The sequence below is a fragment of the Bradyrhizobium sp. BTAi1 genome (assembly GCF_000015165.1).
Classification (GTDB): Bacteria; Pseudomonadota; Alphaproteobacteria; order Rhizobiales; family Xanthobacteraceae; genus Bradyrhizobium; species Bradyrhizobium denitrificans.
Genome location: NC_009475.1, coordinates 194,320 through 220,224, shown reverse-complemented (window position 1 = coordinate 220,224; position 25,905 = coordinate 194,320). Strand labels below are relative to the sequence as shown.

Here is a 25,905-nt window from a genome sequence, read left to right as displayed (position 1 = left end):
TCCCGGCAGGTGAAACGAGCCGCGACGCACCTTTCGACTGTACCGGCCCCCTTCGGTGAAGGGTAGCCTCATTCCGCGGGTAGGCCGACCGGGGGCTTTCCTTTCGACAGAAACGCGGCGGCACGTCGGGAAGAAGGCCGCGCAAGGCGATCACGGGTCGGGTCGAGCCGGGGCAGCCGTCAGCCTGCCAGTATGGGCTTATTTCTCACTGGTTGGCGCGCTCCTGGAAAGACCCTGTCAGAACGTTCGCGTAACCTCTGGCGCTTGAATGGTTGAAAGCCGGAAATCGTGACGTTCCGGACGGTTTGTCAGGAGTGCGGGCGAGATGGCGGAGTTCGCCAGTGAATATCCCGCAGCATCTATCCAATCGACACGGTCGCCACGAACGATCGGCCGAACGTCATATACTCCCTGCCGGCCGTCCGTCCCTGTTAACGCGGCGGCATTCCCTCGAACGATCTCCTGCGCGACATTCCGATCGGCGAGGGACCTCTGCCAGGCGAGAAACCATTGCGGATCGATCAGGGTCTCGGCCTCGAGCCCCGCGCCTTGTGCTGCAAGCCAGACTTCGAACTCGGCGCGTCGCGCGGCCGCAGCCTCCCTGGTTTGAGCCAGGCCCTGCGACAGCGAGAAGGCGACGAAAGGATCCAGTGTTCCCCAGCGCAGCAGCTCCCGGAACCAGAAGGCGACCCATGGCAGGTTCGTGGTCGCGCGCCAGGTTTGCAGACTGGGCGTCTCGAGCGCTCCTGCGTTAGCATTCCACGCTTGGGCTACGGCTGCACCCACTGCGACGCCTAGTCTAAACTCAAGATTGTCTCCGACAAAACGTTGCCAGGACCGCAGTCTATCCGCGCTCGGCGCCACTGCGCCTGGGCGCTGTGTCCACCAGCCCAGGATGCCGCGCCAATCGGCGAGGAGCTGCTGGTCACCGGGGGTCGGACGAACACGAAAGCCGATCCCGGGCTCCGCACGGATGCGCTCACCCAGTCGAACAAACAAATCGAAGCGTTGTTCTGCTGTCCATGTCCCGTATTGGGCAGCCGCGAAGAGCTCTGCGACCAGTTGAGGGGCGACGAGCTCGAAGCGGCGACCGATGTAGGGTGTAAAGCCGTACTGGTAGAGCCTTCGACGCTGCAGTGCATTGGGATAGAGTCTCTCGACAAACGCTCTGCCACGCTTGATGAAGCTGCGTTCCAGCCAGGCCTCCTCGGCCGCCGACACCTGCGCAAAGGTACGTTGCCACAAGCCGCGCAAGTAGACCTCGGCACGCGGGCCGTTCACCTCTGCTTGTTCGAAGCGAGCCAGCTCTTCGATCGCTGCCAGCAAGAACCCGTCTAATTCGTCCAAGCTGTCGCCCAACAAATCGTGCGGCGTCCGCGACGCCACCCCGAGGTTCGCTCCGGCCCCCTCAGGAAGTGTCGCCTCCAGCCAAGCAAGAAATTGCTCCTCCGTCTGCAGGCCGAATTGAGTAATCGCGCGATTTGCGATCGACCGCAGCAGCACCGCGAGCGGGCTCCCGGCGCCACCGACCTCTTCGTCGGCGCGCAGGCGGAACAGGAGATTGTCATATTCTGCTGATCTCGCACGAACCTGCCTTTGCTGGGCCCGGCGTTTCGCGGGGGCCGTCGACGATATCGTCTCGGGTACAGCGACGAGCGTGATCCCTTCTATCGATTGAGCGGCGCCTGGACGCCCGGCCCTTCCAGCGAGGTTGCGAAACTCCCCCGTCGACATTGGCACGACGACCGGTTGACCGGTCTGAGGATCAAAACTGCGGCGCTCGAGGCTTGTCAGGAAGATGATGTCGAATGGCAGGTTCACCCCTTCCGTCAGTGTGGCTGTCGCCACCGTGATGGGGCAGATTCTCCGATCGATCAGGTCGGTCATCAGGCGCCTCAAGCGCTGAGGCATCTGGCCGTGGCTCGTTGCAATCCCTCTCTCGAGCAACCGAAGTTCGAAAGACTCGGGCCCGCAATAGTCGAGGCATGCCAAGCGAGCCTCCCGGTAGCGCGCAAGGCCGTCGGCGTCGGTAGGCGGCGCGAATGGCGGCACGTTCTGCCAACTGGCGAAAGCGACTGCTTCGGCATAGCGCTTCATCAGGCGCTCGGGCGCCTGGGCCACCGATATCAAGACGCGGCGTCCGCCCTCGAGGAGATGCAGAGCGGTCCACAAGACATATAGCTCGGTGAAATGCGGAAGGCTGTCGCGAACAGGTGCTGCGGGATCCGGCATCGCCGGAATCCGCAGTGGAAGGTAGACAGGTTGATCGCGCCCGCGAACGTACAACATCTGTCCGTTCATGATGTCGAGGATTGCCTCCGGCACGCGCCGCGAAGCCACTCTCAGGGCGCCAATCAGTTGGCGGCTGCTCCTGTAGCCTATCCCGACGGGCTCGGCGTCAGCCCGCCCCTCGATCCAACGAGCGACGGGGCGTGCCGCGCCGCCCGCGACCGCCGTGAGCGCGATCCGCGCCATGCCAGGTTTGGTCGCGAGCAAGCGCGTGACCATCGCTTCAATGCGCATGGCACGGCTGGTGTGGGCGGCTAGGGCCTCCCTTGTGGTGACATCGTCCTCGCTCACCACCTGATGCGCTTCATCTATTATCAACAAGCGCAGTCGCTGGGTTAGCAGGTGACCGACGTATCGCAGGAGCGCCTCAGCCTTTTCAACCGTTGCGATCAATACAACCGCTCTGTCCGCCGTTAGCCAATAGTCTGTAATGCCCCAATCCGCGCCGCCGTACAGGCCGGTGATGATGAGATCGCTACCGAGCTCCGCGGTCAGTTTTGTCTCGACTTCGCTCGCGAGTGCGCGGGAGGGGACCAAGTATAACGCAAGCGGCGCCTCGCCCGGCTGCGCATCGACAAGGAGCAATTCCTTCACGAGCGCCAAATTTGCGACGAGTGTCTTGCCGGAGCCTGTCGGCGTGCAGAGTGCGAAGCTGCTGTTCGCAATGAGGCGTTCAAGGCCTTGAACCTGCGAGGCCCACAGCACGCCACGTCCTCTGGCGAACTGCTCACGAGCGAAGCGCCACATGCGGGCCTGTTGGTTCGGCGCGTTTTCTGCAAGCCGCCGAACGCGCCCGTGCAGGCTGTTGTCGGCGAAGCGCTTCGCCGTCGATTCGGTCAGGTTGATGAGTATCCAGAGCTCCTCGCTGGAAAGCCGAGTGGCAAGCATGTTTAGGTCTGAGAGCTTACTCAGCGCCTGTTCGACCCGACCTTGATTTCCGCGTCGCATAGCGTCGCCGAGAAGCCCGAGGACGCGTATGACCTCCACGAGCACGTACCACCCGACCGGGCTTTCCGGGCGAGCTTCCCGACGGGGCGCATCCACGGCATCCGCGTCGATTGCCGGATCGTCGGTCTCGTCGTCCGCGAGGTCGGCGCCATCGAGGACCCTGGCTGAACCGGAACGACCCGTCAGCTCCGGATGATCGCTCCAAAAGAGGGCGCAATGCTCAAGCAGGCCGTCGAAATCGGCGCTTAGGAAGTCCGCGAAAATTTCAGCGATGCCAGCGCCGTACCGCCCCTGTCGCAACAAGCTCGTCGCCATGGCTGGCAAGCCCGCAAGCTGGTATGCCCCTGCGGCCAGCAGTGCCACCGGCACGTCTCTGGTGACGGGGTCGGAGGATCGAGCTAGCCATTCGAGTAGCTCCGCCGCTCGACGATAGCAGGCGAGCGAATCCGGCGAGGCCTGACCGTCCACTTCGCGAAGGATTGATGCCGCGTGGAGCAGGCGGCGTGCGTCCGCGAGCTGCTCATGCGACTCCCGCTCCGTCCATCCGATCGGTGGGACCTGCCAGGAGATCTGGAGGCTTCGAACGAACAGCCGGGCCTGCGTTGGCGTGAGCTCGTTCTCGATCGCACGAGCCCTAAGACTCAGCGCCAGTTCGCGCCTCTGCTCGTCGAGCCTAGCCATCAGCGACCGCCCCACAACGAGCGGTATAGGCTTTCTATGAGATCGACACCGCCTTCGAGAACGAGCTCGACCACCTGCAACGGACGGCCAGCGGTATATTCGACCGGGTGCGAATTCGTCGGGAGATACGTTTGCCCTTGCGCGCGGCGGGCTGCCCTGTTCCCTGCCACGAAAACGAGATCTGTGCGCGGAAGAGGATTCCCGCCGATGAGCAAGGCTCTATCGAGCGAGACGATTGCCTCCGCATAGTCGTCGCGCGCCTTTTCACACAGCAGCCGATGCATCTGCTCTAGGCCTTGGGGGGTTGGAAGTCCGCGGTTAATCTCGTTCCAAACACCATCGTTGCTTCGCACCCTGGCGCCAGCCGGACCTGTCCATTCACCGAACATCATCGTGTCCATCACGCTCGGTGTGAGATCGGCGCGCCACTTGGCTTCGCCCGCGATGAATCTGACGACCTCGCCGCTGGCCGGATCTATGGCTAAAGCAATAAAGTCGTTTCCGTGCCGGCCGGAGATTTCCCGTACGCGAGGCGGATCGCGCGCCAAGTCGAAGATGTAGGCCTCTGCTTCTGCGTGGTATCGAAAGAGAAAAACCGGAATGGTCCACTGATGCCCGCCGATAAACTGGTAGGCTTGGGTCAGCAGCCCGGTCATGACCTCCCCGAATAGACCCTTTTTTGCGGTGGGCGGGAGGCAGGTGGGATACTGGGCATGAGCGCCAGGAGCTCCGGCATCGGGGTGCAGGTCGATGCGAGCAGAGCGGTGAAAGACCTCGCGGGCGTCGAGATGTGCCGACTCAAAATAGGGGCGGAGTTCATCAACGACGGCTTGGTCGTTCGGGATGGCCTGTTCGAAAAGGAGATGGCCATAGCTTCCATTCATTCGCGCAGATCCCCGAAGCCAACGCTGGAGCAGCGGCATTGGGGGCGGGCAATTGTGCATCATTCTCGTTGAGCTCCAGCGCCAACTCCACCAGACGGCGGAATCGCCAGTTAGCGGCCATCTCGAGGCACCCAGGCAGACCTTGACTTACAATGCAAATGCATTACATGGGACGGCGTGACGACGCAAGGAGCCGGCTATGGCCAAGACCGCCGAAATCCTCGAGATTCCCGCGACTATCACAGACCGCGGGCAGACGACCGTGCCCGCCGCCATCCGCAAGATGCTCGCCCTGGGGAAGCGCGACCAAGTCGTGTTTCGGGGGCTCGCCGACGGCACCGTCGTGATCGCGAAGAAGCAGTCGAGTCTCGACGACGGCGATCCGGTGATCGGCACGTTCCTCGCGTTCCTGGCCCGTGACATGGCGAGCGAGCCAGCGCGGATCCGGCCGGTGCCGAAGTCGTTGGTCGCGCGCGGCAAGGGCCTGGTCAAGGGCGTCAAGGTTGATCTCGACGCGGCGCTCCCGGAAGACGATGCGTGAGCGACGACACCTTCGAGGTCAACGGTTGGACGGTCTACGCCCATCCGCTATTTCTCGACCAGCTCGAGACTATGATCGCGGCGGTCGAGAAGGCGCGCAAGAAGGATCCGAAGAGATACAAGAAGAAACGCGCCGCAAAGCTCCTCGCGGCTGTCTTGAAGGTGGCGTTCGACGACATCCCGAGTGACCCGACGCGTGAGGTCTATCGGCAGGGCGGCACTCTCGGCGACGAGTACAAGCACTGGTTCCCCGCGAAATTCCTGCAGCAGTTCCGGCTGTTCTTTCGCTACCAGCAGTCAGCGGACGTAAAAATCATCGTTCTTGCCTGGGTGAACGATGACTCGACGTTGCGCGCTTATGTGAGCGCCAGCGACGCCTATGCCGTGTTTCGAAAAATGCTGGATCGCGGGAATCCGCCTGGTACCTGGAACGAGCTTGTTGCCACCGCATCGAACACCGCCGCCAGACGTCGGCTTACGCATGCGAAGGGCCGGAAATAATGGCGGCAGAGGCCACGAAGCAGCTCGACATGCTACCGCATATAGCGGAGCTCGATCGGCCAGAACTTCAGTTAACCTGAGCGCATCTATACCATGATCACGCGAAGCGGCCCCGCCATCAGGCGGGGCCGTTGCCGTAGGCGAACTCAGTCCCGGCTGGGGCGGGACCAGATGAGCTGGAGACCCTCCTGGCCTTCCACCTCGATCAGGGTGGCGTAGATCGGAGCCGGGAAGCTCGGGTCGTCCAGCTTGACCGAGAGGTAATCGCGCTCGGTGTCCCTGGCGGTCTTCTGCCAAGCCGCTCCCAGTTCGACATTACCGGCGAAGATGCGGAAGTGCGGTCCCTTGTCGGAGGGGTTCTCGACCCGAACCAGCTTGGCTTTGGCATTGAGAGCGAGGGTGCGAACGGTGCCGGTGAAGCCGTTGCCAGTCGAGGTGAAGGTGCCGATGGTCGCCATTGTCGTGTCCTTTTCAGTTTCCCGGGCCGCGCCCATCGCGGCCTCGATGACTGGCGACAGACCGGAGGCGGTCGACCCGCACCCCGCAGGGGCCGGCACGCAGTAGAGGGCAGCCAGGGCACGACTTTCTTGTCTTGCGCGAGGAATGGACGCGCAGCGGTCCAGGGGAAGAAAGTCGTAACCGGCTGTTGCGGGGATAAGAGCGAGGCGGCGCTTAAGCGACGACGCCCTTCGGTCAGACACGCCAATCGAGGACGACGTGGGTGTGCCAGAAGAAACGGCCGAGAACACGAACTGCGATCATCGAAACCTTGACCGAGGAAAGAACCCGATCGCCGCACACCGCACACATCTGGCAGTTCCTCAAGTCTTGCCCGTCGAGGCCCGAACCGGGAAGGTAAGCGCACTGCTCGGCCGTCAAGGGTCACACGGCCCCGCAAAGTGAATTCGCAGGCCACGAGCGAAATTTGCTCGGCAAAGCGACGACCTCTGCAAGAGCCGGAACGTCCCCCTCGAAGGAAAGTAAGCAAGATCACCGTCAGCTCGCGATATCCCGCACGAGGAATAAATCGGCGCTGGCCGTCGAGCGCCCAAGCAAGGGGCTGCAGTCTTGCGGCTGAGCGCCGGATAGGTAAGCGCCGGCGCCAATCACGCTGTGCGCTCATCATGCTGCCTCCCTGACGCCTGCTGCCTTCGGCTGCTGGTCGTGCAGATAGGCGACGGCGCGTTGCGCATGCGCGGCAGCCGAGAAGATAAAGCGCTTCTCACTGGACAAGACCTCCAACCACGACGCGAGGTAGCTTGCATGATCCGGCCGCGGTTCGAGTTCGGGAGATATCCCGAGATCCGCGCAGAGGAAGCAGCTCCCCAGTTCGGCAATCAATTCTTCGCGCGCGCGTTCGCTGCGATCCTTGCCGTAACGGCTGAGATCACGATTGACGCGGTGAGCGGGAGCGGTCCAATGCACGGTCTCATGGGCTCTGACGGCGACATAGGAGGCCGTGTCGCGAAAACTTTCGATCGGCGGCATCTGAATATGATAGGACGAAGGCGCGTAAAACGCCATCGAGCCGCCGTGGCGAACAATCGCCCCGGTGTTGGCAAAGAAAGCGTCGGCGTGCGCGTTGCGCTCGATCGTTGATGCGACGACGGGCGGCCGACCGTAGTAATGCGCGGGCAAGCCATCGACTTGATCGACGCAGAAGACGGTATAGGCTTTTAGGAAGGGGATATCCCGTTCGATTTCGTCGCCGTGAGCGTCGGTTTCCGTTTTGGTGAAGCGGCTCGCATACACCACAGTGCTGCCGGTCTCACCCTTACGGACATGCGCGCCAAGTTCACTGGCCTGCTTGAACGTCATCCAGATCGGCGAGCAGAAGCCTCGCGCGATGGCTTCTGACCAAAGCAGCAAGACGTTGATGCCCGTATAGGGCTGGCCGTTGTGTCGCCGCGGTCGGGTGATGCGGTCCGCTATATTCGCCGCGGTCCAAGGTTGAACCCAGGGACGCACGCCACGTTCGAGCTCGGCGATAATGCGGTCCGTGATGCGGGTGTACAGGTCGCCTCGCGACTTTTCTCTGTTCCTGCTCATTATAATAACCTCCGTTCGGGAGGCCGCGCCCATCGCGGCCCCTCACGGGGTCCGCCACCGCCGGACTCGAAGTCTGAGCACCCGAAGGGCCGAAGCAGCGCGAAGGACGGCGAAGCCGTTGCGCGGACATCGGGTCCGGCGCAGGACCACGGACGGGGAGGGGCCGACGATGGCGAGCAGCACGAGCGGCGCTTCCCTTCGTTGCTAGCAGCGACACAAAAAGGGGCCGGTCTCGCCGGCCGGCCCATCAGGTGGCGGCAATGGAAGAGGCGCGGGGCCGAGGCCCCACGCCGGCGTTAGTCGAACGCCGATATCTGCGCCTTGGCCGCCTTCCGGCCGACGGTGTCGGCCGTGTTGTCGACGGGTCGCTCGAAAGGCTTCCAGGTCTCGCCGACGACCTGTTCGTAGGCGGCGACGGCGCCTTCGGCGGCCATGCGAAGCGCGTGAGCCTGCGCGCCCACGTCGGCAGCGAATTCACGCTTGCGCTGTGCCTGGCTGTCGAAGCCGACCGGACCAGCGAGGTCCTCATCGCGGCTGTCGTTCGCGAGCTTGGCGGTCGCATCTCGCGCTTCTGTGACGGCTCGGGTGTAGAACTGGCCGGCGCCGTGGGCCGAACCGACATAAGCACCGACGATCCGTTGCAGGTGGATCTGCATGGCGCGTTCGCTCAGGCCATCTTTGAGTGCGTCGGCGGTCTCGATGATGAGCCGCTCGTGCAAGTCGCGGATGCCGTCGCTGTCGAGGACCGCAAGGCCGAAGCTCTCGGAGATGCGCAGTGCCTGTGCGGAGTCGGGGCAGACGAGACGGACCATTTCGAGCGTCGTGCCGCGGCGGAGCGGGATGACACTGGCGGAGGAGCGGGCGGAGCGGGGAGTCTTGGTCATCATGAGATCCTTTCTCGGTTTCGCCTTGGGCAGCGATCGGGCCCTTGTCCGTCACTCCCTCGGGTGCGGTCGACCAGAACCGGCTTCAGCGGGCCGCTTCAGGGGGCGGTGGCTGCCAAGGCGAGCATGGGTGGGTTGCGGGCGAGCGGGCCTTCAGGCCTGCGAAGAACGCGGCCCCCATCGCGAGACGGCGGCCGCCGATCGCCTCGCGACTTGCCCTTGAAGCGGATCGCGGCCGGTTCAGACCGCAGCACAAACCGAGGGAGTGACGGCCAAGGGTCAGCACGCCGCCGAAACAGTGAGAGGTTGGACCAAACCCGCTGAACTCTCCGCCTCGACATGAAGTGTTCGCGCCCGCCGCTCGCGCTCCAATTGGTGGGTCCTTCGCCTCTCACCGCCACGCAGCGGAAACGCGATGACGCATCCGAAACTCGGCGATCGCCGTCTCCTGCCGATCGAGCTTGCGCGTGAGAGCGTCGATCTCGCCGCGACGGGCCAAGGCGAGCTCCGCGACATGCTGCTGAAACAGCCGCACATCCGCATTCGTCCAGCTCGATGCGCTCCGGCCGTGCTGCCGGCGCTTCGCCCGGTCAGTGATCGTCAGCCGTTCGGCGCGTGCCGCGATCTGGCGTTCGATGACGCCGAGATGGCGCTGCGTCTCGGCTTGCGCGGCTTCCATGCGCGTGAGGAGGAGACGTCGATCCTGGGGCTCGATCATCGCTCCGTCCCCACCGGCCACAAGGGGGACGCGGACTCGTCCGGCATGCAGTCGCCCGGGAGAGAGACAGCGGCGACGGATGAGGCGATGTCGTCGCCGGAGACCGCCCCGTCGATGAGCGCCGAATTGGCGCCGGCGTGCTTGCGCATGTCAGGCGCGAGGATGCCGCCGAGGCCGTCGGCGATAGCGCTCTTGGGATGATGGTGCGCATGCACGAGGAGATTGACGGCGCAGAAGTAGGCCTTCATGGCTGGATCTCCTTTCTGTCAACGTCAGCCGGGTAGGGCTTCGGCGCGTGGATGGATATGCGCACGGCGCGCTTCCAAGCGTCGGTGCCGGTGAAATGCCGTCTGAGCCGCGGATGCCGGACGACGAGGACCGGCGTTTCGCCGTCCTCGTCAGCGGCCGCGCGCCAGCCGAAGGCTTTGGCAATGAGGCGCCAGGGCATGGGTCACCTCCAGCCGACGAAGTCGGAGGGGCCGCCGTAGAGCTGATGGCGGGCCTCGTCGATCACGAAGCCGAAGCGGCCTACCTGATATTCGTCGGAAGGGACGAGGAAGCGACGCTCCTCCGTCCCCGGCCCGCGCTTGCCGCCCGGCGTGGCGACAGTCTCGACGAAGCCGGGCGCGTGCCTCGAGGTGATAGCCGACACGACGATCCAGTCCCGCGCGTGCGCTTGCTCGAAGGCGCGGCGGTCCTTTTCGTAGGACTCGCCCGGCGTGAGGATCGCGCCGAAGATCGTTTCCCAGGCGTCCGGCCAACTGTTCTTGAGCGTTTTCTCGGCGCAGCGCCGTTCGAACGCCGTGAAGAGATGCGGGAAGGTGATCGCCACGATCGCCCATTCGGCATCTTCCTCGTACCAGCCACTCTTCGAACGAAGCAGGGGATGGACCTTGCGGTTTCGTTCGGCCGAGAGCTTGAAACCACCGTGCCCAGCCGTGGAATGCGCCGTAACGCCTTCAGCGTAGACGGTCACCCCCTGCGAGGCGCCCCAAGGCGTGCGGTCGCGCGAATGGACTTCGACGCGACCAAGTATCCTGCGCTCGCGTTGATGCTCGGCGTTCTCGAGCACGGCGCTGCGAAACGCCGTCTCGTCGGCGAGCTCGCCGGAATGACCGTAGAAATCGCCGCGCGTCCACGCGCCCATCGGACGGGAGATGCGCCAGCCCGTCACGAGATAGTGCCGCCCGTCGCGGGCCGGCGCCATCGCAAAGGCCGTCTCGCCGACAAGCGCGACGAGAAGGCCGTCAGCGCTGCGGCCAAAAAAGATGCCCGGGGTTTCAGGGGCTTCGCCGGGAGCGGGAGATGGTGCGTTCATGCCGCGGTCCTCCCCTCGATGATGTCGGCGCCTGCCTCGTCGGCCGTCACTCCTTGCAGCGCGGCGTGCGGATAGCCGTGGCGTGTCAGCCACTCCTTCGCGTCCGCCTCGTTCGCGGCGAGATAGACGAGTTCGGCGTCATCACCGGCGCGGTCGAGCACGCGGACCGAGCCGATGGCCGGGCGTTCGATGACCGTGAAGTGGAGCTTCGACTCGAGCGAAAACGTCCGGTGGACGCGGATGGCCATGACGCCGCCGGCGCCATAGTCGACCTCGTGCAGGGTGAAACAGGCCGACAGCGAGACATTGCCGACGCCTCGTCCGCCCTGCTTTCGGATCAGGCGGCCCCTGCTATTGCTGGACTGCCAGGCGGCGAGTTTCTTCCTGAAGCGCGCCGGCGGCTGCGGCGTTCCGTCGGACCAGGCGATAATCGAGCCGATGGGTGCGTTGTCGAAGATCGTGTGCGCGGACATCGTGTCCTCCTCAGTTGCGTGTGCGTGGAAACAAAGCCACCGCCGGCTGGGCCGGCGGCGGTGGATCATTCGAAGAAAAAGCGCGTTCCTCTATTCGGCCGCCTCCCTGAATACCTCGGGTTCTTCGTTAGAGAGGTCATCTCCCATGCCGGCGGCGTCCTCTTCAGCCTCGTCGGCGTCTGCCGGCGTCTCGCTCGACGACAACCATTGCGAAAGCTTCATGGCGTCCGGCGCGAAGAGTGCTGCGGGATGGACGAAGTGGCCCTCCTTGAAATGCTCAACGAGGGCTGCGCGCGTGTCCTTCACGCGCTGGCGCGGCAAAACGGGCGTGTCCTTGCACGAGGCCTCGAGCGCTGTGCGCGACAGGCAGGAGAGAAAGTCCTCCGTGCCCATGTTCGGCAGGAAAGTGTCCGCGCCGATCACCTCGCCAGCGACGCGGGCGACGATGCCGCTATTGGTAGCGTTCTCCCGGCACGAGAATACGTTGACCAGCATGGTGCGCGCCGCGACACGAAGCGTGTCCATGTTGAAGGAGAGCTTGCCGGCGCCGTCGAACAGTGCCGCCGCGTTCTTCGCAAGCCGGCTGCGGCCGTAATAGGTCCCGCCGCTTCCCGTCGTCACGGACACGTTCTGGCCCGCGAAGGCGAGGATAAGGAGTGCCATCAGCGTGTCGTCCTCGATCGGCGCGCGGCCGAGCGCCTCGCGCAGCGCGTCGGTGCGGTAGTCGCCAATCATCTCGACGCCCTTGCGCGTCACGTCGGGACGTGGCTTCGAGACTTCGCCAACATCGTCCGGAGCGTTATCAGAACCTGAGCCGGTCTTACCCTTCGGATTCTTCGCCGCAGGCATGCGGTAGTGCACCGTCTGCACGCGGCCGTCGCGGTCGAGATACATTGCCGTGCAGTCTGACTTGGCCGGCTTGCCGTGGACGCGCTCGGCCTTCGGCGGCAGCTTCACCTCGCCGTAGTTGGTGGTCTCGGCGATAATGCCTTTCTTCGGCAGGTTGGCCGTCATCCACTCCTGCTGCGCGCCGAGGAACGCCTCGACGTTTGTGGTGTAGCGGCTGTCTTCGTCGGCGGGAGCGAAGAGATCCTCGACCCAATGAATGCCGTAGGCCTTCGCGAGGTCGTCGCCGAAGCTGGCGTGACGAGCAAACATCCGGGTCTTCTGCAACGCCTGGGCGACGCTCCACCACGAGACCTGCGGATCAGCCTTCGACGGCTTGTGCTTCTTCCAGACCTCCTTCTGCTCGTCGAGCGATGCGGCAGCGATCGTGCGGAGCTGGCGCTCGTCGGGCATGTCGCCCTTGGCCATGTGGTCGAGCATGGCGGGAAGCACGTTCGCCAGCAGGCGCAGCTTCCTGATCTGACGCACCGGCAGCGCGAGCGCGACGCCGATCGCCTCCTCCGTCCAAGCTAGCGCGACCAGACGCTCGATTGCGCGCCACTGGTCGACCGGGTTCATGTCTTAGGTTATGCGTCAAGTGTCCTGTTAGCTGGATGACGTTGATTCTTTAGTCTTCTTGGCTGCGCCTTGCGTTTTGGGTGTCTCTTTGGCACTGAAGCGCAGCCGGTTGGTGTCAATCACGATGGCTTTCTCGACGGAAGCGATAGTCGTCCTTTGATGCGTGTAGTGCTTTGGCGATAGCCTTGTTGATGTCGTCGAGATTGCAGGACTCCGGGTGGAACTTGCGGCCAGCCCATCGTTGCATCGCTTTATGTTCTTCATGGTCGGGGTCGAGCCAGGCCTCGAGGAAGTCGGCATAGCCTGAAGGCCCACCAGCGTCTTCGGGGGGTCCTGAGCGTGCGGCGGCGATACAGCGAGGATATTGGGCACTCTCCTCGCGCGCGACGCGCTCCAAGCGCAGCAGATGACGCCAATTGTCGCCGAAGTCGTATTCGTAGAGGATCGCGAGAGGGTTTTCGCTGGGATCGTCGGGAAAGTGAAGGTCGATCATCCTGACCTCGGTCGCCTCGAAGATCCTGCTGTCGGACAGACCGTCGTCATCGAACTCTGGAGCTCCGTAGATGAGACCGCCAATATTGAACTGATGCAGATGGCTGTCGGTCCAGCCAAAGGCGGCCTGCAGCACCTCGTGGAGTTGGGCTAGGTTGAGAGTGATTGGCAGTTCGAGGATGCGGCTGATCTTGGGCTCGATGCCGAGGATATGAACCTCGGCGCGCACAATGAAGCTGTCTGGATCGAAGGGGTCAAGCATGCCGCAGATCATGCCGCGCATGATTGTCGCAGGCAATAGATGGGGCGACGATTGTCCTTCGGCGACCGCACCGACACAAACCGGCAGTCGTAGACGACGTCAGGATTTTGGCCCGCGAGTGAGCGGCACTGGTTTCACGGCGCGATCGCGTTCGGCGATCAGGCGGGCATTATGACGCTTCTGCCGCTCAACCTCCGTTTCGGCGTCGAGGATGCGCTTCAGCAGGACGGCATTTTCCGTCACCATACGCCGCTCCTCGATCTGCAAGACCTGGATCAGAGCGCGCTGCTGGGCGAGTTTGTCTTCCCAGGCTGCGAGCTTCTCGGGAACGACCTTGCGATCACTGGCGCGGCGTAATTCGTCGATGATCGATCGATGATTGGCGTAGATCGCATTGCGGCCGACGCGCGCTTCGCGTGCGAGCGTCGCGACGGTCAGGCGGTAGGATCGCTTTTGCAGGTCCGGGTGTGTGGGCAGCCCCTTCACCAGCCGCTCCAGAGCATCCCGCAGCTTGCAGTGGGTGTTGCGCAGGCGCTTTTCGGCAGGCGTGAGGGCCGGCATTTTGCTGGTCTTACGCGCCATGGCGAACATCCTTTGCATGGTCGAGTTCACCAAGGATGCGATCGCATTCGGCAATCCGGGTTTCGGCGAGTTGCCGGCTGACCGGGTCCAGGCCGGGATGGCCGAGAAGATCCGTATTGCGATCGCGGCGGGCCTGCCAGACAGGCCTGTGCCTGGCGGTGACGGCGAAGTTGGCGCAGGCGAGACACGTACTTTCGGTCCTCAGAACGGGGTTGGGGCCTTTCTCATCGCCGAAGCAGGCAGCCGTTTCGACGCGGTAGACGCAATAGCCCCAATCGCAGACGCCGAGCCGCAGATCAGTCTCCTCCATCAGGAAGGAGACATAGGCCTGGACATCGCCGTCGCGCGTGCGCCCGCGGAACTGGGAGCGGGCGGCGATCATCCGTCCGCCCTTGCCCGCGAGGGCGGTTGCCGTCAGCACTTCTTCGAGAGCGGCGCGGGTTTCTTCCCGGGCATGCCGGTCGATCAGGTCGTCGAGCGCGAAGTCGGTCCCGACGTAGCCGCGATCAGTCATGGCCCGGGTCACATGACCGAAGTGGGCCTGAAGCGCATACAGGCCGGTCCGGTCGCGTTTGCCGACGAAGCGGGCAAACGTCTTGCGGCCCTGATGCGTGTTCAGATGCCAGGGCTCGCCCTCGTGGTCCGGCAGGCCGATGAACAGCGCAAACAGATCATTCAGCCGCCTTATGATCGTGGAGCCGACGGGGAGGTTGATGCGGGCCGCAGGACCAATAAGGCCGTTGCTAGCCATCGCCAGAAAGAGATCGTCTCGTCCGCTTTGGGCCCGAAGACGGGCGGTCAGCCGCTCCATGACTACGACAGCCCGCTCGACGGGTGCCGGCGCAACCCAGCGATGGGCTTCGCCATCGATGCCACGCGCCGTCTTGTAAATCCGCCCGACGAGATAGGCGAAGCTCTCGCTGCCGTCGTCGGCAGGATGCTGCTCGATGCAGCCGACCTGAAGGCCGAGGATCTCCGAGATCCGGGCGCCGACCAGATAGCTGACCACCACAAAGCAGGCGTCGTAAATGCGATCGGCGAGATTGCGCACCTGCTTGGTGCTGGTGACGGGCGCTTCATGCCAGGCAGTTTCCTCACCAGGCAGTGTCGCGAAGGTGAACGGCGCGATCGCGTCAGTCACGATGAAGCCGGCCTTGGTCTGGCTGATCCCGTTAGCGAGCGCATGGTCATAGACGGACTGCGCCTGGGCCTGCAGAGCGATGACGTCGTCGGCCGGCGTCCCGATCAGCCGCAGCGCCGCCGAGACCAGGGGCACGGCGATCGCGTCCGGCGTATAAGGCAGCCACCCCCGGTCGCGGCGAACGAACGGCGGCGCGATCCCCGGGAATGGATCGGCGATTGCGATCTCCGGGAACTTTGCTCCCTGCAGATAAAGGCGCGTCAGCAGATTGGCATGGTTTCCCAGTGTCGTGCTCTTCAGCGTACTGCCAGGCTTGTGGCCCGGACGCTGCGCCATCACCGTCATGAACCGGTCGCAGGCGTCGCGGTCGAGATCGGCAAAGCACCGATATCCCTGCGCCGCCATCCAGCGGATCAGCATCCGCAACCTATTGAAGACGGAGACGATCGTCGATTCATGAGCGTTGCGGTACCCAGGAGGCGGATCGAGCTTCAGACTCCATAGGAACAGCTTCGCCGCCTCTCGCCAGTCAGCCCATCGCGGATCACTGAACCGGCTGTCGTCAGCAAGAACAAAACCCCAGTCGAGCGAGAAGTCGCTGCGGTTGCTGCCAGGACGATGACCGTCGAGATGCCAGACCTGATCGGACCATACGGACCGCGCCGATATCCGAAGCGCCGGCCTGACGGCGGCGACAAGATTGCGCGCCGTGGAAGCCGTCATCGCTCACTCCAGCGCCGGAAGCCGTGCGAGAGCCAGCATTCGTTGTTCGGCATCACCTCGCAGTGTTTGCGGGAAGTCCGGCAGGATGTCGTCGACCAAGATGCGCAGGCTCGGCGCATACAGGAGCTCGAAGCGGCGCGGATCAATGCGTTCACGCGCGCGCTCCAGTTCGCCGATCGCCTGAAGGATGCGCGCCATGTGCTCCGCATCGATCGGGATGACCAGTCCCGGGCAGCGCAGGCATCCGCCGAAGTGCCGGCAGACCCGACCTGCTATCGAGTCTGGTGCTGTGCCCGCGAGCGGGTTGAGGCAATCATGACTGAACGGAACCGTCGCATTGCTCGCCAGCGCAATCCGGTCGCGCTGCGCCCGATTCTCGCAGTTCGCCTTCGCGCCGACGATCCAGCCGAGCATCAGCTCCTGCAATCGGGCGATTGTCTCGCGCTGGATGCGGCGCGTCTGCGGCCCCTTGATGTAAAGCTCGGTCGTGTCGGCGCGGGCATGGTTGAGCACATCCTGTGTCGCGACGATGTCGCCGCCAGACGCCTTGTAATATTCGGTGGCGACGCTGCCGCGCAGCAGAACGGCGGCAAAGTCCGGCAAGAGCTGACGTGCCCGCTCCGGTGCAGCCTTGTTCCAGATGGCGATCCGGGCATTGGAGCGTTTGATGAACGGCTTCAGGGCGTGCGACAAGGTCGCCTCCGCAATGAGCGTGACCGCGTCCTTCTTCTCGCTCTTGACCAGGAACAGGCGATTGCGGTCCTGCCGGCTGGCCCGGGAGACGAGCGGCGCCGTCATCGCCAGCAACCGGTCGATCAGGTTCGGCGCAGCATGTCGCCGACGGCGATCGAAGGACCGCCGCTGCGCTCGCTTCACCTTGGCACCGGCCCGGGGCTTGGCCCATTCGACGATGATGCGATGCTCGTCGAGCGGATGCGCCACTTGGCAATCGCGCGTTATCAGCCGCAGCGCATCCGGATTGCCCGCCGTTTGGATCGCAATGGCGATGAAGAACGCGACGACCGTTTCGCCGGTCAAGTGAAGATAACCGCCAAGATGACGAAGCCCGCCATGGCGGCTGACCGCCGATATGTTGACCTGGCTGCGGATCGCAAGCGTCCGCGATGGAAGCACCCCGTCATTCACCCGAGCAAGCGCCCGGACCATGTCGCAAAGCTCGGGATCGACGCCATCAGCCGGGCCGCTCGTCGCGAGGATGGTCCGCCCCGTGTCGAAGCGATCCCACGCCTCGTCGAGTTCTTCATAGCACGCGCGTAGGATCGCCTTGAGATCCTCCCCGCCAAGACGCGGTCGGGTGTCGGCAGTCCGGTTCGGCCAGACCCGCCAGGGGAAGTCGATCCGGGACGGCAGCCGCGACGGATGCCGGCGCTTCGTCCAGTCGATCATCTGGCGAAGCTGCATCAGCACATTCGCCCGCGCCCCCTTTGACCAGGGCTTGTTCGTCTGTCCCGCGATCTGTCGATCCAGCCAGGCGATATAGCGCCCGACCATTGCGGTGGTCAGATCCCCGGCAGAAAGAACATGCCCGTCCTCGACCGCAAAACGGGCGAAGACACGCAGTGCCATCCAGCAATGACGGTGCGTTTCGGAGCTCGATGCGGCATGATGATTGCGGAAGGCGTCCGCCAGAAGCATCGTAACGTCTGTCGGCAACCCAAGCTTGCCGAGATCGTAGCGCTTTGCGACCTCGCCCCAACCGTCGCGGAAGACGGCAATGGCATCGGCCGGCTGCTCCAGCACCTTCGCTGACGCAGCCGATAGACGCCGGTCGATACGCTCACGCTTACCGGCCATCGGGGATCAACTCGCCATAGAGATAGTCGATGCTGTCGGCGAGTTCCCGGGCATTGAGCTCGACGCAGCGCAGGTAGATCGCCGTGCTCTGGATCGAACTGTGCCCCAGCAAGACCTGGACGATCTTCAGCGGATTGAGGTCAGGCGTGATCGATGCCTGTCGCTGTAATCGCACCAGCATCGTCATCGCAAAGGTATGGCGCAACCAATGCAATGAACCCGCCACACCGGCAGCCCGGAAGGCTTCCGCAAACACCGCAGTCAATCGCGTCTTGCTGACGGCATTCCCCTGAAGATTGAGGAAGAGCGCCGATGGCGACCGATAATTTGACCGTTGGCGACGCAACGCCCGTACCTGCGGCGTGCGCACTTCGTCGATATAGCGCTGCGTGCGGTCAACCAAGCGGATCGGCGGGTAGATCGTGCGAGGCTTGTCGCCCTTGGTGATCGTCAAGGGCACGCCGACTAGCGGATGATCCTCGTCATCAAGATGTGCTGTCTCCGGGACCTGGAAGACAGCCAAGCCGCAAAGCTCCTTGCGCCGCAATCCCGTCGCCAGCGCCCATTCCGCCATCAGGCGGTAGGGCATCTCCAACAGGGCGAAGACCCGACGCAACTGATCGACCCGCAACGGTCGCGGCAAGCGCTCATGCTCGGCAACAGTCAGGATGTTTGCCGCCACGACACCGGGACGCGCATCGACATGCGCAAGGAACGCTTGTCGCCGACCAGAGCCCACCCGCACGTCGACAAAGTGGAACGGCAAGGCCTCGATCCAGCCGCGTCCCTGCGCCCAGGCATAAAACCGGCAGACCGTGCGAACCCGATCATTCACCGTCGACCGCGCGTATGGCCGCTTCGTATGCGGGCTCGGCTGTGAGAGCATGCGGTTGCGCCAGGCCGCAATCTCCGCCTCGCCGACCCCGCGCCAATTGAGCCCGGATTGCTCCAGGCTGTCGAACCAGTCATGCAGGTGCTCGCCGTAGGTCCGAATCGTTTCAGCCGCATGGCTGCGGCCCGGTATGGTCGCCAACTCCATCAGCCAGGCAAACGCCGGCTCGATGATCGCCATCCGCTCCGACACCAGAATCGGAAAGCCTGCCGGGATTGCGGCATAGCCCATCGCCGCCTTGATGATCCGCGCCATACTGTCCTCTTTGGTCCTCGCCGTCCGAAACGGCAAAAGACGCCGAGCTCGGCGCAACTCCCTGTACAGCAACAAAGAAGACAGCTTCCCGAACCAGCTGTTATTAAGCGGAGCGCCTGCGGCGCACTCTTTTGTTTAGAATGCGAGGGGTTCCCCTCGCGCTCTCCCGTTCGCCACGTGGCAGGGTTGCAGGACTTCGCCTGCAACCATTTGACTAGTTTGTGGTGTCGCCGCCGCGTCAAGCATTGTCCTCGCTACGCTGCGGGAACGCTTGACTCGGACGTCTACGTGCCCTCCTCAAAATGCCCCACGCATATGAACCATAACGATGACAGCCACACGACTCTAACAGGACAGTTCGAGCACAGAACCTAACAGCGCCTCGCGGGCGATATTCTCGACCATCGAGCGCATGGCGCCGTTGTCGTTCGCCGCCTCGTCGACGAGCACGTCGATCTCCTCGAGGCCGGCGGCGATCGCCTGCTTCACGCGGCGGTGGCCGGCATTGATGACGTAGCCATTGCCGCCGCCTGTCTCAGGCGTGATGACTGGCGGCTGGACGATGCCGACGGCCTTTATCGTGGCGAGCAGTAGAGCGTCGGCCTGGGGAGTCGATTTCGTCTGGCGCATGCGGTCGGGGTTCTCTTTCAGCGCGCGCGGATCGACCTTGATGACTTGCATGGGAAGGCTCCTTTTGGGGTTGCGGACCGGCGCCGCCGGCCCTTGCTCGTCTTCTTCCCGAAGACACCCTGGGCCCTGCGGAGCGGACGGGCCGGTGCAACTGCGGCCGAGCATCCCTGGCCGGCAGGCCCAGCGGGGCAAAGCCCTGCGCAGGACGAGGGGCAGGGATCGCGCAGGCGGCGGTTGAGCGCCAGCGTCGACGGCCCGCCCGATCTGCGAGCGGGCCTTCTCCCTTCCTCCCTCCTCATTTTTCATGCGGCCGCGGCCAGCTCGCCGGCGCTTTCGCTGTCCTCCGCCAAGGCCTTCTCCACTTCGGCCAACTGCCGGCGCTTGTCGGCAAGCTCGGTGGCAAAGGCGAAGTCCCCGCCGTCGCGCGACTCGTAGGAGGCAAGCCGTCGGCGCGCGTCGGCCAGGCGCTGGCGGTAGCGCTCCCGTTCGCCCTCGAAGTCGGCCAGCGCGTGCTCGAGACGGGCGATCGCACCGATCGGCGTGACCGTCACCGGCAGCTCGATCTCGTATTCGGCGCCGGTCCGCAGCAGCATCGTGGTGTAGCGATAGCCGTCCCGGCCGATGCGCTCTCCGCTGTACGCGACGTCGAAGCCGCCGATCGACGCGGTGACGGTCTCACCTTCCTGCTGAAGCTGCACCAGCGTCAGGATCTCCTTCATCAGCGCGCGGCCGGCGAGCTTGCGCTCGACATGAGGATCTCCCGTCACCGCCATGGTGAAGGCGTCACCGGCGGTCGGGATACGACGCTCGATGTCCCGACCGATCTCGCCGATGCGACGGATGGAGAGCTCGATGTCGCGTTCGGCATCGCGCATCTGCCGCCGCACCGCGTGCTGATCGTCAATGTGCGCAGCCCGCAGCCGTTCGAGCCGGGCGATGTCGGCTTCGAGGCCGGCTTTCTGCATCAAGCGCGGGTCGCCCGACGCGATGGCCTTTGCCATGGCGAACTGGTTGGCCTGGCTCTCTCCCATGTCCTCAAGCCGACGGATCGAGGTGTCGCCGGATAGCGCGGCGGCGATGAAGCGGGCCTTGCGCTCGTTGTTCTGCCACATCTGCGCATCGAGGCTGCCTTCGGTCGCATAGGCGAAGATGTCTATCTCGTCGTGCTGGTTGCCCTGCCGCACGATGCGGCCCTCCCGCTGCTCGATCTGCGACGGAAGCCAGGGCACGTCGAGGTGGTGCAATGCCTTCAGCCGAAGCTGCGCATTGACGCCGGTGCCCATCGTATCGGAGGAGCCGATCAGGAAGCGGACCTTGCCGGCGCGCACGTCGCCGAACAGGCGCTGCTTCGCCTCCGACTTCTTGTAGTCCTGCATGAAGGCGATCTCGCCCGGTGGCACCCCGAGGCGGACCAGCTCGTCGCGGATCCAGCGGTAGGCGGAGAAGCCGCGGCGCTTCTCGACGCTGATGGTGCCGAGATCGGAGAAGATCATCTGCGCGGCGCCGGGCAACTCGAAGGGTTTGCCGTCCGTGCGCGTGTAGCTGCTCTCGGCTGTCTCGCTCCAGATGCGGAAGGCGTTGCCGACAAGCAGATTCAGCTTGTTGTCGGCCTCGTTGTCGCTATCCGGATCAACCAGACGCAGGTCGATTGCAGCGTGGCGGCCGTCGGTGATGACCGACAGCAGGATGTCGTCGCCGGGCTCCGGCGCGCGGTCGCGCTCCTCGATCGCCTTAATGCGCTGGCCGAGCAGGGTCTGGTAGCGCTTGAACGCCGGCGATGGCTTTGCGGTCAGGATCTGCCGTTTGCCGGTCGAGATCGCCGGCACCTTCACGTACTGACGCAGGTCCTCCGGCATCACCACGTCCGCGAAGGAGCGGAACATGGCGATCAGCTCCGGCACGTTGACGAAGGTGGCGAAGCGCGTCACCGGCTTGTATTTGCCGGAGGGCTGCAGCTCAAGTTCGGTTGTGACATCGCCGAATGTACTCGCCCAGGCGTCGAACTCGTGCAGCCCGCGTTCGAGGAGCGCCGCGTAGCCGAGATAGCGCTGCACTGAGAACATCTCGCCGAGCGTGTTGGTGATCGGCGTGCCGGAGGCGAGCACGAGCGCCCGGCCTGGGTTCTTCGTCTCGATGAAGCGCGACTTGACGTAGAGGTCCCAGGCGCGCTGCGAACCGTTCGGGTCGACGCCCTTCAAGGTCGACATGTTGGTCGCGAAGGAGAGTTTCCTGAACTCCTGCGCCTCATCGACGATGATCTGGTCGACGCCGATCTCGGAGATCGTCAGCAGATCGTCCTTGCGGATCGCAAGCGATTCCAAGCGCTCCTGCAAGCCCTCCTTCAATCGCTCGAGACGCTTGCGCGAGACCCGATCATCGCTCTCGACCCTGGTCAGCAGCGTTTCGTAGAGTTCCAGCTCGTCCTGGATCATCTGCTGCTCGAACGACGACGGCACGGCGACGAAGCGGAACGCGCTGTGCGTGATGATGATCGCATCCCAGGTCGCGGTCGCAGCGCGCGCGAGGAAGCGGTGCCGCTTGTCTTTGGTAAAATTGGTCTCGTCGGCGACGAGGATGCGGGCATTCGGGTAGAGCGCTAGAAACTCGCGTGCGGCCTGCGCCAGGCAATGGCCGGGCACAACCAGCATCGCCTTGGCGATCAGGCCGAGCCGCCGCTGCTCCATAACGGCGGCGGCCATCGTCATGGTCTTGCCGGCGCCCACCGCGTGCGCCAGGTAGGTCGAGCCGGCCGAGATGATTCGCCAAATGCCGCGCTTCTGGTGCCCATAAAGAACGAAAGCTCCAGAGGCGCCCGGAAGCTTCAGGTGCGAGCCGTCGAAAGCTCTCGGCGCAATGTTGTTGAAGCGGTCGTTGTAGACGCGCGCAAGGCGGTCGGTACGATCGGGATCGGACCAGATCCAGTGCTGGAAGGCGTCCTTGATCTTTTGCAGCTTGGTCTTGGCGGCTTCGGTGTCGACGATGTTGAGGACGCGGCGCTCGCTGTCGCCATCCTTGACCGTGTCGAAGATCTGCGGGACGCGGCTGTTTAGCGCGTCGGCGAGAAGCTCGCCGGCGTGCCGGCGGTCGGTGCCCCACTCCGACGTGCCGGCCGCCGTCCAGCCGAGCTGACGTGCCTCCACGGTCCAAGAGGCGAGCTCCGGCATGTGGTGGATCCTGATCTCGGCGTCCATGGTTTCCTTCACGAAGGCGACGACGTCGACTACCGGAATCCACGGCGCGCCCAGACGCGCGGTGATGTCAGAGGGCTTGAGGTCTGCGGGCTGCACGCCTTGCAACGCCGTGACGTTGCGCTCGTAGGAGGGGTCGAGCGCGGCCGCCGCAGCAGCAGCCTTCAGCTTCTCGCGCACGTGTCCCGACAGGTAGGCGTCCGCCGTCTGCCACGAGCCGTCCGCGGGGTCTCGGAAGACGGCGCTGCCGAGTTCGCCGACGATGTCGTCGCGGTCCCGGTGCAGCAGCTCGGCGATGTGGTCGATGTCGACGCGGCCGCGCTCGTTGAGGACGACGGCGAGCGCGTCTGCCGCGCTTGTGATTTCCGGGGCCGCCGGCGGCGCGATCACCCGCTGGGTGAAAATCGGTCCGGGCTTCGCGGTGTTGGTCTCGAGGTCATAGTCCTCGATCGAGGCGACCAGCCAGCAGTCGGGGTCGTCGAGGAAGGGCTGGATGTTCGGCCGGCGGTGCGTCTCGCGCACCTCGCCGTTCTCCTCGTCCTCGGCGGTCGAGACCGTCGTGAAGTTGATCGGGCCGAAGTCCCGAACGAAGTTCGACCAGGCGATGCGCAGCCTGACCTGGGCGTCCTTCCACGGTCGATCGAGCTCCTGCGCCTTCAACACCTCGCGCACGGCGTCGCGGACCGGGATCAGCTTCCGGATGATGCGCACGTGCTTTTCCGGGATGCCGTCGGCACTGCGGCCACTGCGCGCTTTCACCGCGACCGGGTCGCCGTCGAGGACCTGCATCAAGCCGTGGGTCTTGTCGAAGAAGTAGCTGCCCTCGCGCACGTGGCGATCGGCAGGGCAATCGACGTCCGATGGATCGCCGGCTTCTTCCAGGTCGGAATCGATCACCTCCGCCTCGCCGTCGTAGACGGCTTCCGGAAGGAGGTCGATCGCGGCTTTGAGCGTCGCTTCGAGATCCTCGTCCTCGCGCGGCAGGCAGGTGTAGGCCTCCCCGAAGGGACCGGGGGCGAGCGCGTGCGCGCCGAGCACGAAATCCGGGCGCTGCGCGAACCATCGGTTCACGCGGATCGCGCTCTCGTCTTCCGCTGCCGATCGAACCTCGTCGACGTAGAGCCACGACAGGTCGCCTTCCGCGTCGCCAACCTTGCGCTTGCGGAAGAACAGGATGTCGACGACGACGTCGGTGCCGGCGCTGGCGCGAAAGCTGCCCTCGGGCAGGCGAATGGCTGCGATCAGGTCGGCCGACTTCGCGATGTGCTCACGCGCCGAGGCGTCCGCCTTGTCCATCGTGCCGGAGCTCGTGACGAAGGCGGCGAGGGCGCCGGGCTCCAGGAGGTCGATCGCCCTGGCGATGAAATAGTCGTGCAGCCGAAGGCCCATCGACCTGTACGCGCGATCCGAGCGCACGGTCCGGTCCGAGAACGGCGGATTGCCGACGGTGAGGTCAAAGGTCGCCGGCAGCTCAGTGCGTGCGAAATCGCCGGCGACGATCCGCGCCCGGGGCTGCAGCAGCCGGGCGATGCGTGCGGTGACGGGGTCGAGCTCGACGCCCGTGACGTGGGAGGTCTCGCGTAGTTGCTCCGGCATCAGCGCCGGAAACAGCCCGGTGCCGATGCCGGGCTCGAGCACGCGGCCGCCGCGCCAGCCGAGGCGCTGCAGGCCTGACCAGATCGCGCGGACAATGAACTCGGGCGTGAAGTGGGCGTACTGGGTGCACCGCGCAAGCGAGGCGTAGCCGGCGTCGTCGATCGCGTCCTCGAGGTCGGCGCCGATCTCCTCCCAGCCTTTCGCGAACTCGGATTCGCCCGGCCGGCGGAAGACGCCATTGGCGAGCTCGGAGGCGCCGAAGCCCGTGAAGCGCATCAACTGCCGCTGCTCGTCCGGCGAGGCGGGCCGCTGCTCCGCCTCGATCTGCGCGGCGAGCCGAATGGCCGCGACGCTGTCGCGGGCGCGCTGCTTCCAACCCTTTGCCAGGCCGCGGTCGCCAGCGAGGTGGAAGTTGTCGCCGCGCGTGCGAGTCCGCGGCGCGCAAGGCCGCACGGAGGCGAGCGCCGGCACGACCGCGGCCGGGGCCGACGGCGGCGGGTCGCCGTCGTGGTCGTCGCCATCCAAATCGGCGGCGAAGCCGGTGACGCCGAGGCCGAGGCCCGAGGAGAGGGCGGTGTCGCCGAAGAGGTCGATCGTGAAAGGGGCGTCCTGAGCCATTGGAAATGTCCTTCTGCTGGGCGCGCGCGACCGCGCGCCCGAACGGGGTGTGGCGGACGGCACGGCGTTGAGGGGTTGAGGGGTTGAGGGCAGGGCCGGCGGCCGAATTGCGAAGCCCGGCGCATGGCCGGGCTGCTTGTAGGTCAAGGAGGGCGGGCGGCCGCTAGGCCGCGACGGCCTCCGGCAGGTGGCGGAGCTGCACCGGCAGTTTCGCTGCGATCTCCATTTCGGTGAGGTCGTCCAGCAGCTTCAGCGCGGTGCCATGCCGGCCGGCGTAGACGAGCACGGTGCGGCGGCCGCGGACGGCGGCGGGCCAGCGCTCGCCGGCATAGCCGCGGTAGTCGTCGTGCGTGCTCGACCAGATGTGCTCGAGCCGCTCTTCGCGCGTCATCGCGCGGACAGGACGAGACTCGCGCTCGATGATCGCGGCCTTCATCCGCTCCGGCGACGCTCTGTCCGACAGGTCGCAGTAGCCGTGGAACCAGCGCATCTGCCCGTCAATCGACAGTGACAGGAAAACGCTTGTCACGCTTGCCGTCATGAATTCACGCATTGCGAACATGTCGCCTCGCATCCACAGTGGCGGCAGGATCTCGAGCATGTAGTCGTGTTCGCGCTCGGCGAGCTCGAACCATTCGCCAGCGAAGAGATGCCGTGCCTCCCCCTCGGCCATTGCCGGATCGCGGCGGTGGCGATTGAACATGCGGTGCATCTCGGGGCGCGTCGCGACGCCTTCGAAGATTTTGCGAATGGTGGGAGAGGTGTGCATTGGCGGCTCCTTTCGGCCTGGCCGGACTGAAGCGCGAGCGATCCGCCTGATCTCTTCGTCACTTCAGACCTTCATCACACCTTCTCGGCGGCCGCCTCTCCGGTCCGGCGGGTCAAGGGCCGCGGAACGCGGGCGAAGCTTCACCCTTGAGGCGCCGGCCGGGCATGCGGCAGCGGTTTTCCCTCTTCCTATT

19 protein-coding genes and 2 pseudogenes are annotated in these 25,905 nt (G+C 64.7%); 2 read left to right on the top strand and 19 right to left on the bottom strand.

Annotation, left to right across the window (positions count from 1 at the left end):
- Window positions 1-237 precede the first annotated feature (237 nt).
- Complete coding sequence (locus BBTA_RS37955; protein ID WP_011931103.1) at window positions 238-3,918, bottom strand: DEAD/DEAH box helicase; 3,681 nt, start codon at window positions 3,916-3,918, stop codon at window positions 238-240.
- On the bottom strand, window positions 3,918-4,865 hold the full coding sequence (locus BBTA_RS37950; protein ID WP_011931102.1) for a hypothetical protein: 948 nt from the start codon (window positions 4,863-4,865) through the stop codon (window positions 3,918-3,920). The genes BBTA_RS37955 and BBTA_RS37950 overlap by 1 nt, the downstream gene beginning before the upstream one ends.
- 136 nt (window positions 4,866-5,001) lie before the next feature.
- On the opposite strand from BBTA_RS37950, the gene BBTA_RS37945 reads away from it, so the two are divergent.
- Window positions 5,002-5,343, top strand: a complete 342-nt coding sequence (locus BBTA_RS37945; RefSeq protein WP_011931101.1) for a type II toxin-antitoxin system PrlF family antitoxin — start codon at window positions 5,002-5,004, stop codon at window positions 5,341-5,343.
- A complete protein-coding gene (locus BBTA_RS37940) occupies window positions 5,340-5,843 on the top strand; it encodes a type II toxin-antitoxin system YhaV family toxin (RefSeq protein ID WP_011931100.1) in 504 nt (167 codons plus the stop codon). Before BBTA_RS37945 ends, BBTA_RS37940 begins: the two co-directional genes overlap by 4 nt.
- A gap of 146 nt (window positions 5,844-5,989) precedes the next feature.
- Here BBTA_RS37940 and BBTA_RS37935 read toward each other — a convergent pair whose 3' ends face one another.
- From BBTA_RS37935 to BBTA_RS37855, 17 genes and pseudogenes are all read right to left on the bottom strand, one after another.
- Window positions 5,990-6,301 (bottom strand): DUF736 domain-containing protein, encoded by a 312-nt coding sequence (locus BBTA_RS37935; RefSeq protein WP_029083789.1) that lies wholly within the window; start codon window positions 6,299-6,301, stop codon window positions 5,990-5,992.
- A 664-nt stretch (window positions 6,302-6,965) separates the two neighbouring features.
- The gene (locus BBTA_RS37930) at window positions 6,966-7,892 is read right to left on the bottom strand and encodes an ArdC family protein (protein ID WP_011931098.1); all 927 of its coding nucleotides are present in this window, start codon (window positions 7,890-7,892) and stop codon (window positions 6,966-6,968) included.
- Window positions 7,893-8,188: 296 nt separating this feature from the next.
- Window positions 8,189-8,776, bottom strand: coding sequence for a hypothetical protein (locus tag BBTA_RS37925; RefSeq protein ID WP_041751876.1), 588 nt, complete (start codon window positions 8,774-8,776; stop codon window positions 8,189-8,191).
- 391 nt (window positions 8,777-9,167) lie between these two features.
- Complete coding sequence (locus BBTA_RS37920; protein ID WP_011931096.1) at window positions 9,168-9,494, bottom strand: hypothetical protein; 327 nt, start codon at window positions 9,492-9,494, stop codon at window positions 9,168-9,170.
- Window positions 9,491-9,742 carry a hypothetical protein gene (locus tag BBTA_RS37915; protein WP_011931095.1) on the bottom strand — a complete coding sequence of 84 codons (252 nt, stop codon included), beginning with the start codon at window positions 9,740-9,742 and terminating at the stop codon, window positions 9,491-9,493. Before BBTA_RS37915 ends, BBTA_RS37920 begins: the two co-directional genes overlap by 4 nt.
- Window positions 9,739-9,942, bottom strand: a complete 204-nt coding sequence (locus tag BBTA_RS37910; RefSeq protein ID WP_011931094.1) for a hypothetical protein — start codon at window positions 9,940-9,942, stop codon at window positions 9,739-9,741. Before BBTA_RS37910 ends, BBTA_RS37915 begins: the two co-directional genes overlap by 4 nt.
- Before the next feature lie 3 nt (window positions 9,943-9,945).
- Window positions 9,946-10,812 carry a hypothetical protein gene (locus tag BBTA_RS37905; RefSeq protein ID WP_011931093.1) on the bottom strand — a complete coding sequence of 289 codons (867 nt, stop codon included), beginning with the start codon at window positions 10,810-10,812 and terminating at the stop codon, window positions 9,946-9,948.
- Complete coding sequence (locus tag BBTA_RS37900; protein ID WP_011931092.1) at window positions 10,809-11,285, bottom strand: hypothetical protein; 477 nt, start codon at window positions 11,283-11,285, stop codon at window positions 10,809-10,811. The genes BBTA_RS37905 and BBTA_RS37900 overlap by 4 nt, the downstream gene beginning before the upstream one ends.
- Before the next feature lie 90 nt (window positions 11,286-11,375).
- Window positions 11,376-12,749 (bottom strand): annotated as a pseudogene (locus tag BBTA_RS37895) (plasmid partitioning protein); the annotation flags it as partial.
- A gap of 115 nt (window positions 12,750-12,864) precedes the next feature.
- On the bottom strand, window positions 12,865-13,515 hold the full coding sequence (locus BBTA_RS37890; protein ID WP_041751295.1) for a plasmid pRiA4b ORF-3 family protein: 651 nt from the start codon (window positions 13,513-13,515) through the stop codon (window positions 12,865-12,867).
- 87 nt (window positions 13,516-13,602) lie between these two features.
- A complete protein-coding gene (locus BBTA_RS37885; RefSeq protein ID WP_244424522.1) occupies window positions 13,603-14,115 on the bottom strand; it encodes a hypothetical protein in 513 nt (170 codons plus the stop codon).
- A complete protein-coding gene (locus BBTA_RS37880) occupies window positions 14,075-15,949 on the bottom strand; it encodes an integrase (protein WP_011931089.1) in 1,875 nt (624 codons plus the stop codon). The genes BBTA_RS37885 and BBTA_RS37880 overlap by 41 nt, the downstream gene beginning before the upstream one ends.
- A gap of 3 nt (window positions 15,950-15,952) precedes the next feature.
- The gene (locus tag BBTA_RS37875) at window positions 15,953-17,764 is read right to left on the bottom strand and encodes a hypothetical protein (protein ID WP_011931088.1); all 1,812 of its coding nucleotides are present in this window, start codon (window positions 17,762-17,764) and stop codon (window positions 15,953-15,955) included.
- Window positions 17,754-18,911: a tyrosine-type recombinase/integrase gene (locus BBTA_RS37870; protein WP_011931087.1), complete on the bottom strand. Its 1,158-nt coding sequence runs from the start codon at window positions 18,909-18,911 to the stop codon at window positions 17,754-17,756. The genes BBTA_RS37875 and BBTA_RS37870 overlap by 11 nt, the downstream gene beginning before the upstream one ends.
- A 375-nt stretch (window positions 18,912-19,286) precedes the next feature.
- Window positions 19,287-19,592: pseudogene (locus BBTA_RS37865) on the bottom strand (ParB N-terminal domain-containing protein); the annotation flags it as partial.
- Between the two features lie 251 nt (window positions 19,593-19,843).
- Window positions 19,844-24,943 (bottom strand): N-6 DNA methylase, encoded by a 5,100-nt coding sequence (locus BBTA_RS37860; RefSeq protein WP_041751836.1) that lies wholly within the window; start codon window positions 24,941-24,943, stop codon window positions 19,844-19,846.
- Window positions 24,944-25,106: 163 nt separating this feature from the next.
- Window positions 25,107-25,712 (bottom strand): DUF1419 domain-containing protein, encoded by a 606-nt coding sequence (locus BBTA_RS37855; protein WP_011931085.1) that lies wholly within the window; start codon window positions 25,710-25,712, stop codon window positions 25,107-25,109.
- Window positions 25,713-25,905: the final 193 nt, after the last annotated feature.

Bases quoted from the DNA above. Each gene is read 5' to 3' on its own strand.
- BBTA_RS37955 (WP_011931103.1), bottom strand. From the start codon at position 3,918: ATGGCTAGGCTCGACGAGCAGAGGCGCGAACTGGCGCTGAGTCTTAGG.
- BBTA_RS37950 (WP_011931102.1), bottom strand. From the start codon at position 4,865: ATGATGCACAATTGCCCGCCCCCAATGCCGCTGCTCCAGCGTTGGCTT.
- BBTA_RS37945 (WP_011931101.1), top strand. From the start codon at position 5,002: ATGGCCAAGACCGCCGAAATCCTCGAGATTCCCGCGACTATCACAGAC.
- BBTA_RS37935 (WP_029083789.1), bottom strand. From the start codon at position 6,301: ATGGCGACCATCGGCACCTTCACCTCGACTGGCAACGGCTTCACCGGC.
- BBTA_RS37930 (WP_011931098.1), bottom strand. From the start codon at position 7,892: ATGAGCAGGAACAGAGAAAAGTCGCGAGGCGACCTGTACACCCGCATC.
- BBTA_RS37925 (WP_041751876.1), bottom strand. From the start codon at position 8,776: ATGACCAAGACTCCCCGCTCCGCCCGCTCCTCCGCCAGTGTCATCCCG.
- BBTA_RS37920 (WP_011931096.1), bottom strand. From the start codon at position 9,494: ATGATCGAGCCCCAGGATCGACGTCTCCTCCTCACGCGCATGGAAGCC.
- BBTA_RS37915 (WP_011931095.1), bottom strand. From the start codon at position 9,742: ATGAAGGCCTACTTCTGCGCCGTCAATCTCCTCGTGCATGCGCACCAT.
- BBTA_RS37910 (WP_011931094.1), bottom strand. From the start codon at position 9,942: ATGCCCTGGCGCCTCATTGCCAAAGCCTTCGGCTGGCGCGCGGCCGCT.
- BBTA_RS37905 (WP_011931093.1), bottom strand. From the start codon at position 10,812: ATGAACGCACCATCTCCCGCTCCCGGCGAAGCCCCTGAAACCCCGGGC.
- BBTA_RS37900 (WP_011931092.1), bottom strand. From the start codon at position 11,285: ATGTCCGCGCACACGATCTTCGACAACGCACCCATCGGCTCGATTATC.
- BBTA_RS37890 (WP_041751295.1), bottom strand. From the start codon at position 13,515: ATGATCTGCGGCATGCTTGACCCCTTCGATCCAGACAGCTTCATTGTG.
- BBTA_RS37880 (WP_011931089.1), bottom strand. From the start codon at position 15,949: ATGACGGCTTCCACGGCGCGCAATCTTGTCGCCGCCGTCAGGCCGGCG.
- BBTA_RS37875 (WP_011931088.1), bottom strand. From the start codon at position 17,764: ATGGCCGGTAAGCGTGAGCGTATCGACCGGCGTCTATCGGCTGCGTCA.
- BBTA_RS37870 (WP_011931087.1), bottom strand. From the start codon at position 18,911: ATGGCGCGGATCATCAAGGCGGCGATGGGCTATGCCGCAATCCCGGCA.
- BBTA_RS37860 (WP_041751836.1), bottom strand. From the start codon at position 24,943: ATGGCTCAGGACGCCCCTTTCACGATCGACCTCTTCGGCGACACCGCC.
- BBTA_RS37855 (WP_011931085.1), bottom strand. From the start codon at position 25,712: ATGCACACCTCTCCCACCATTCGCAAAATCTTCGAAGGCGTCGCGACG.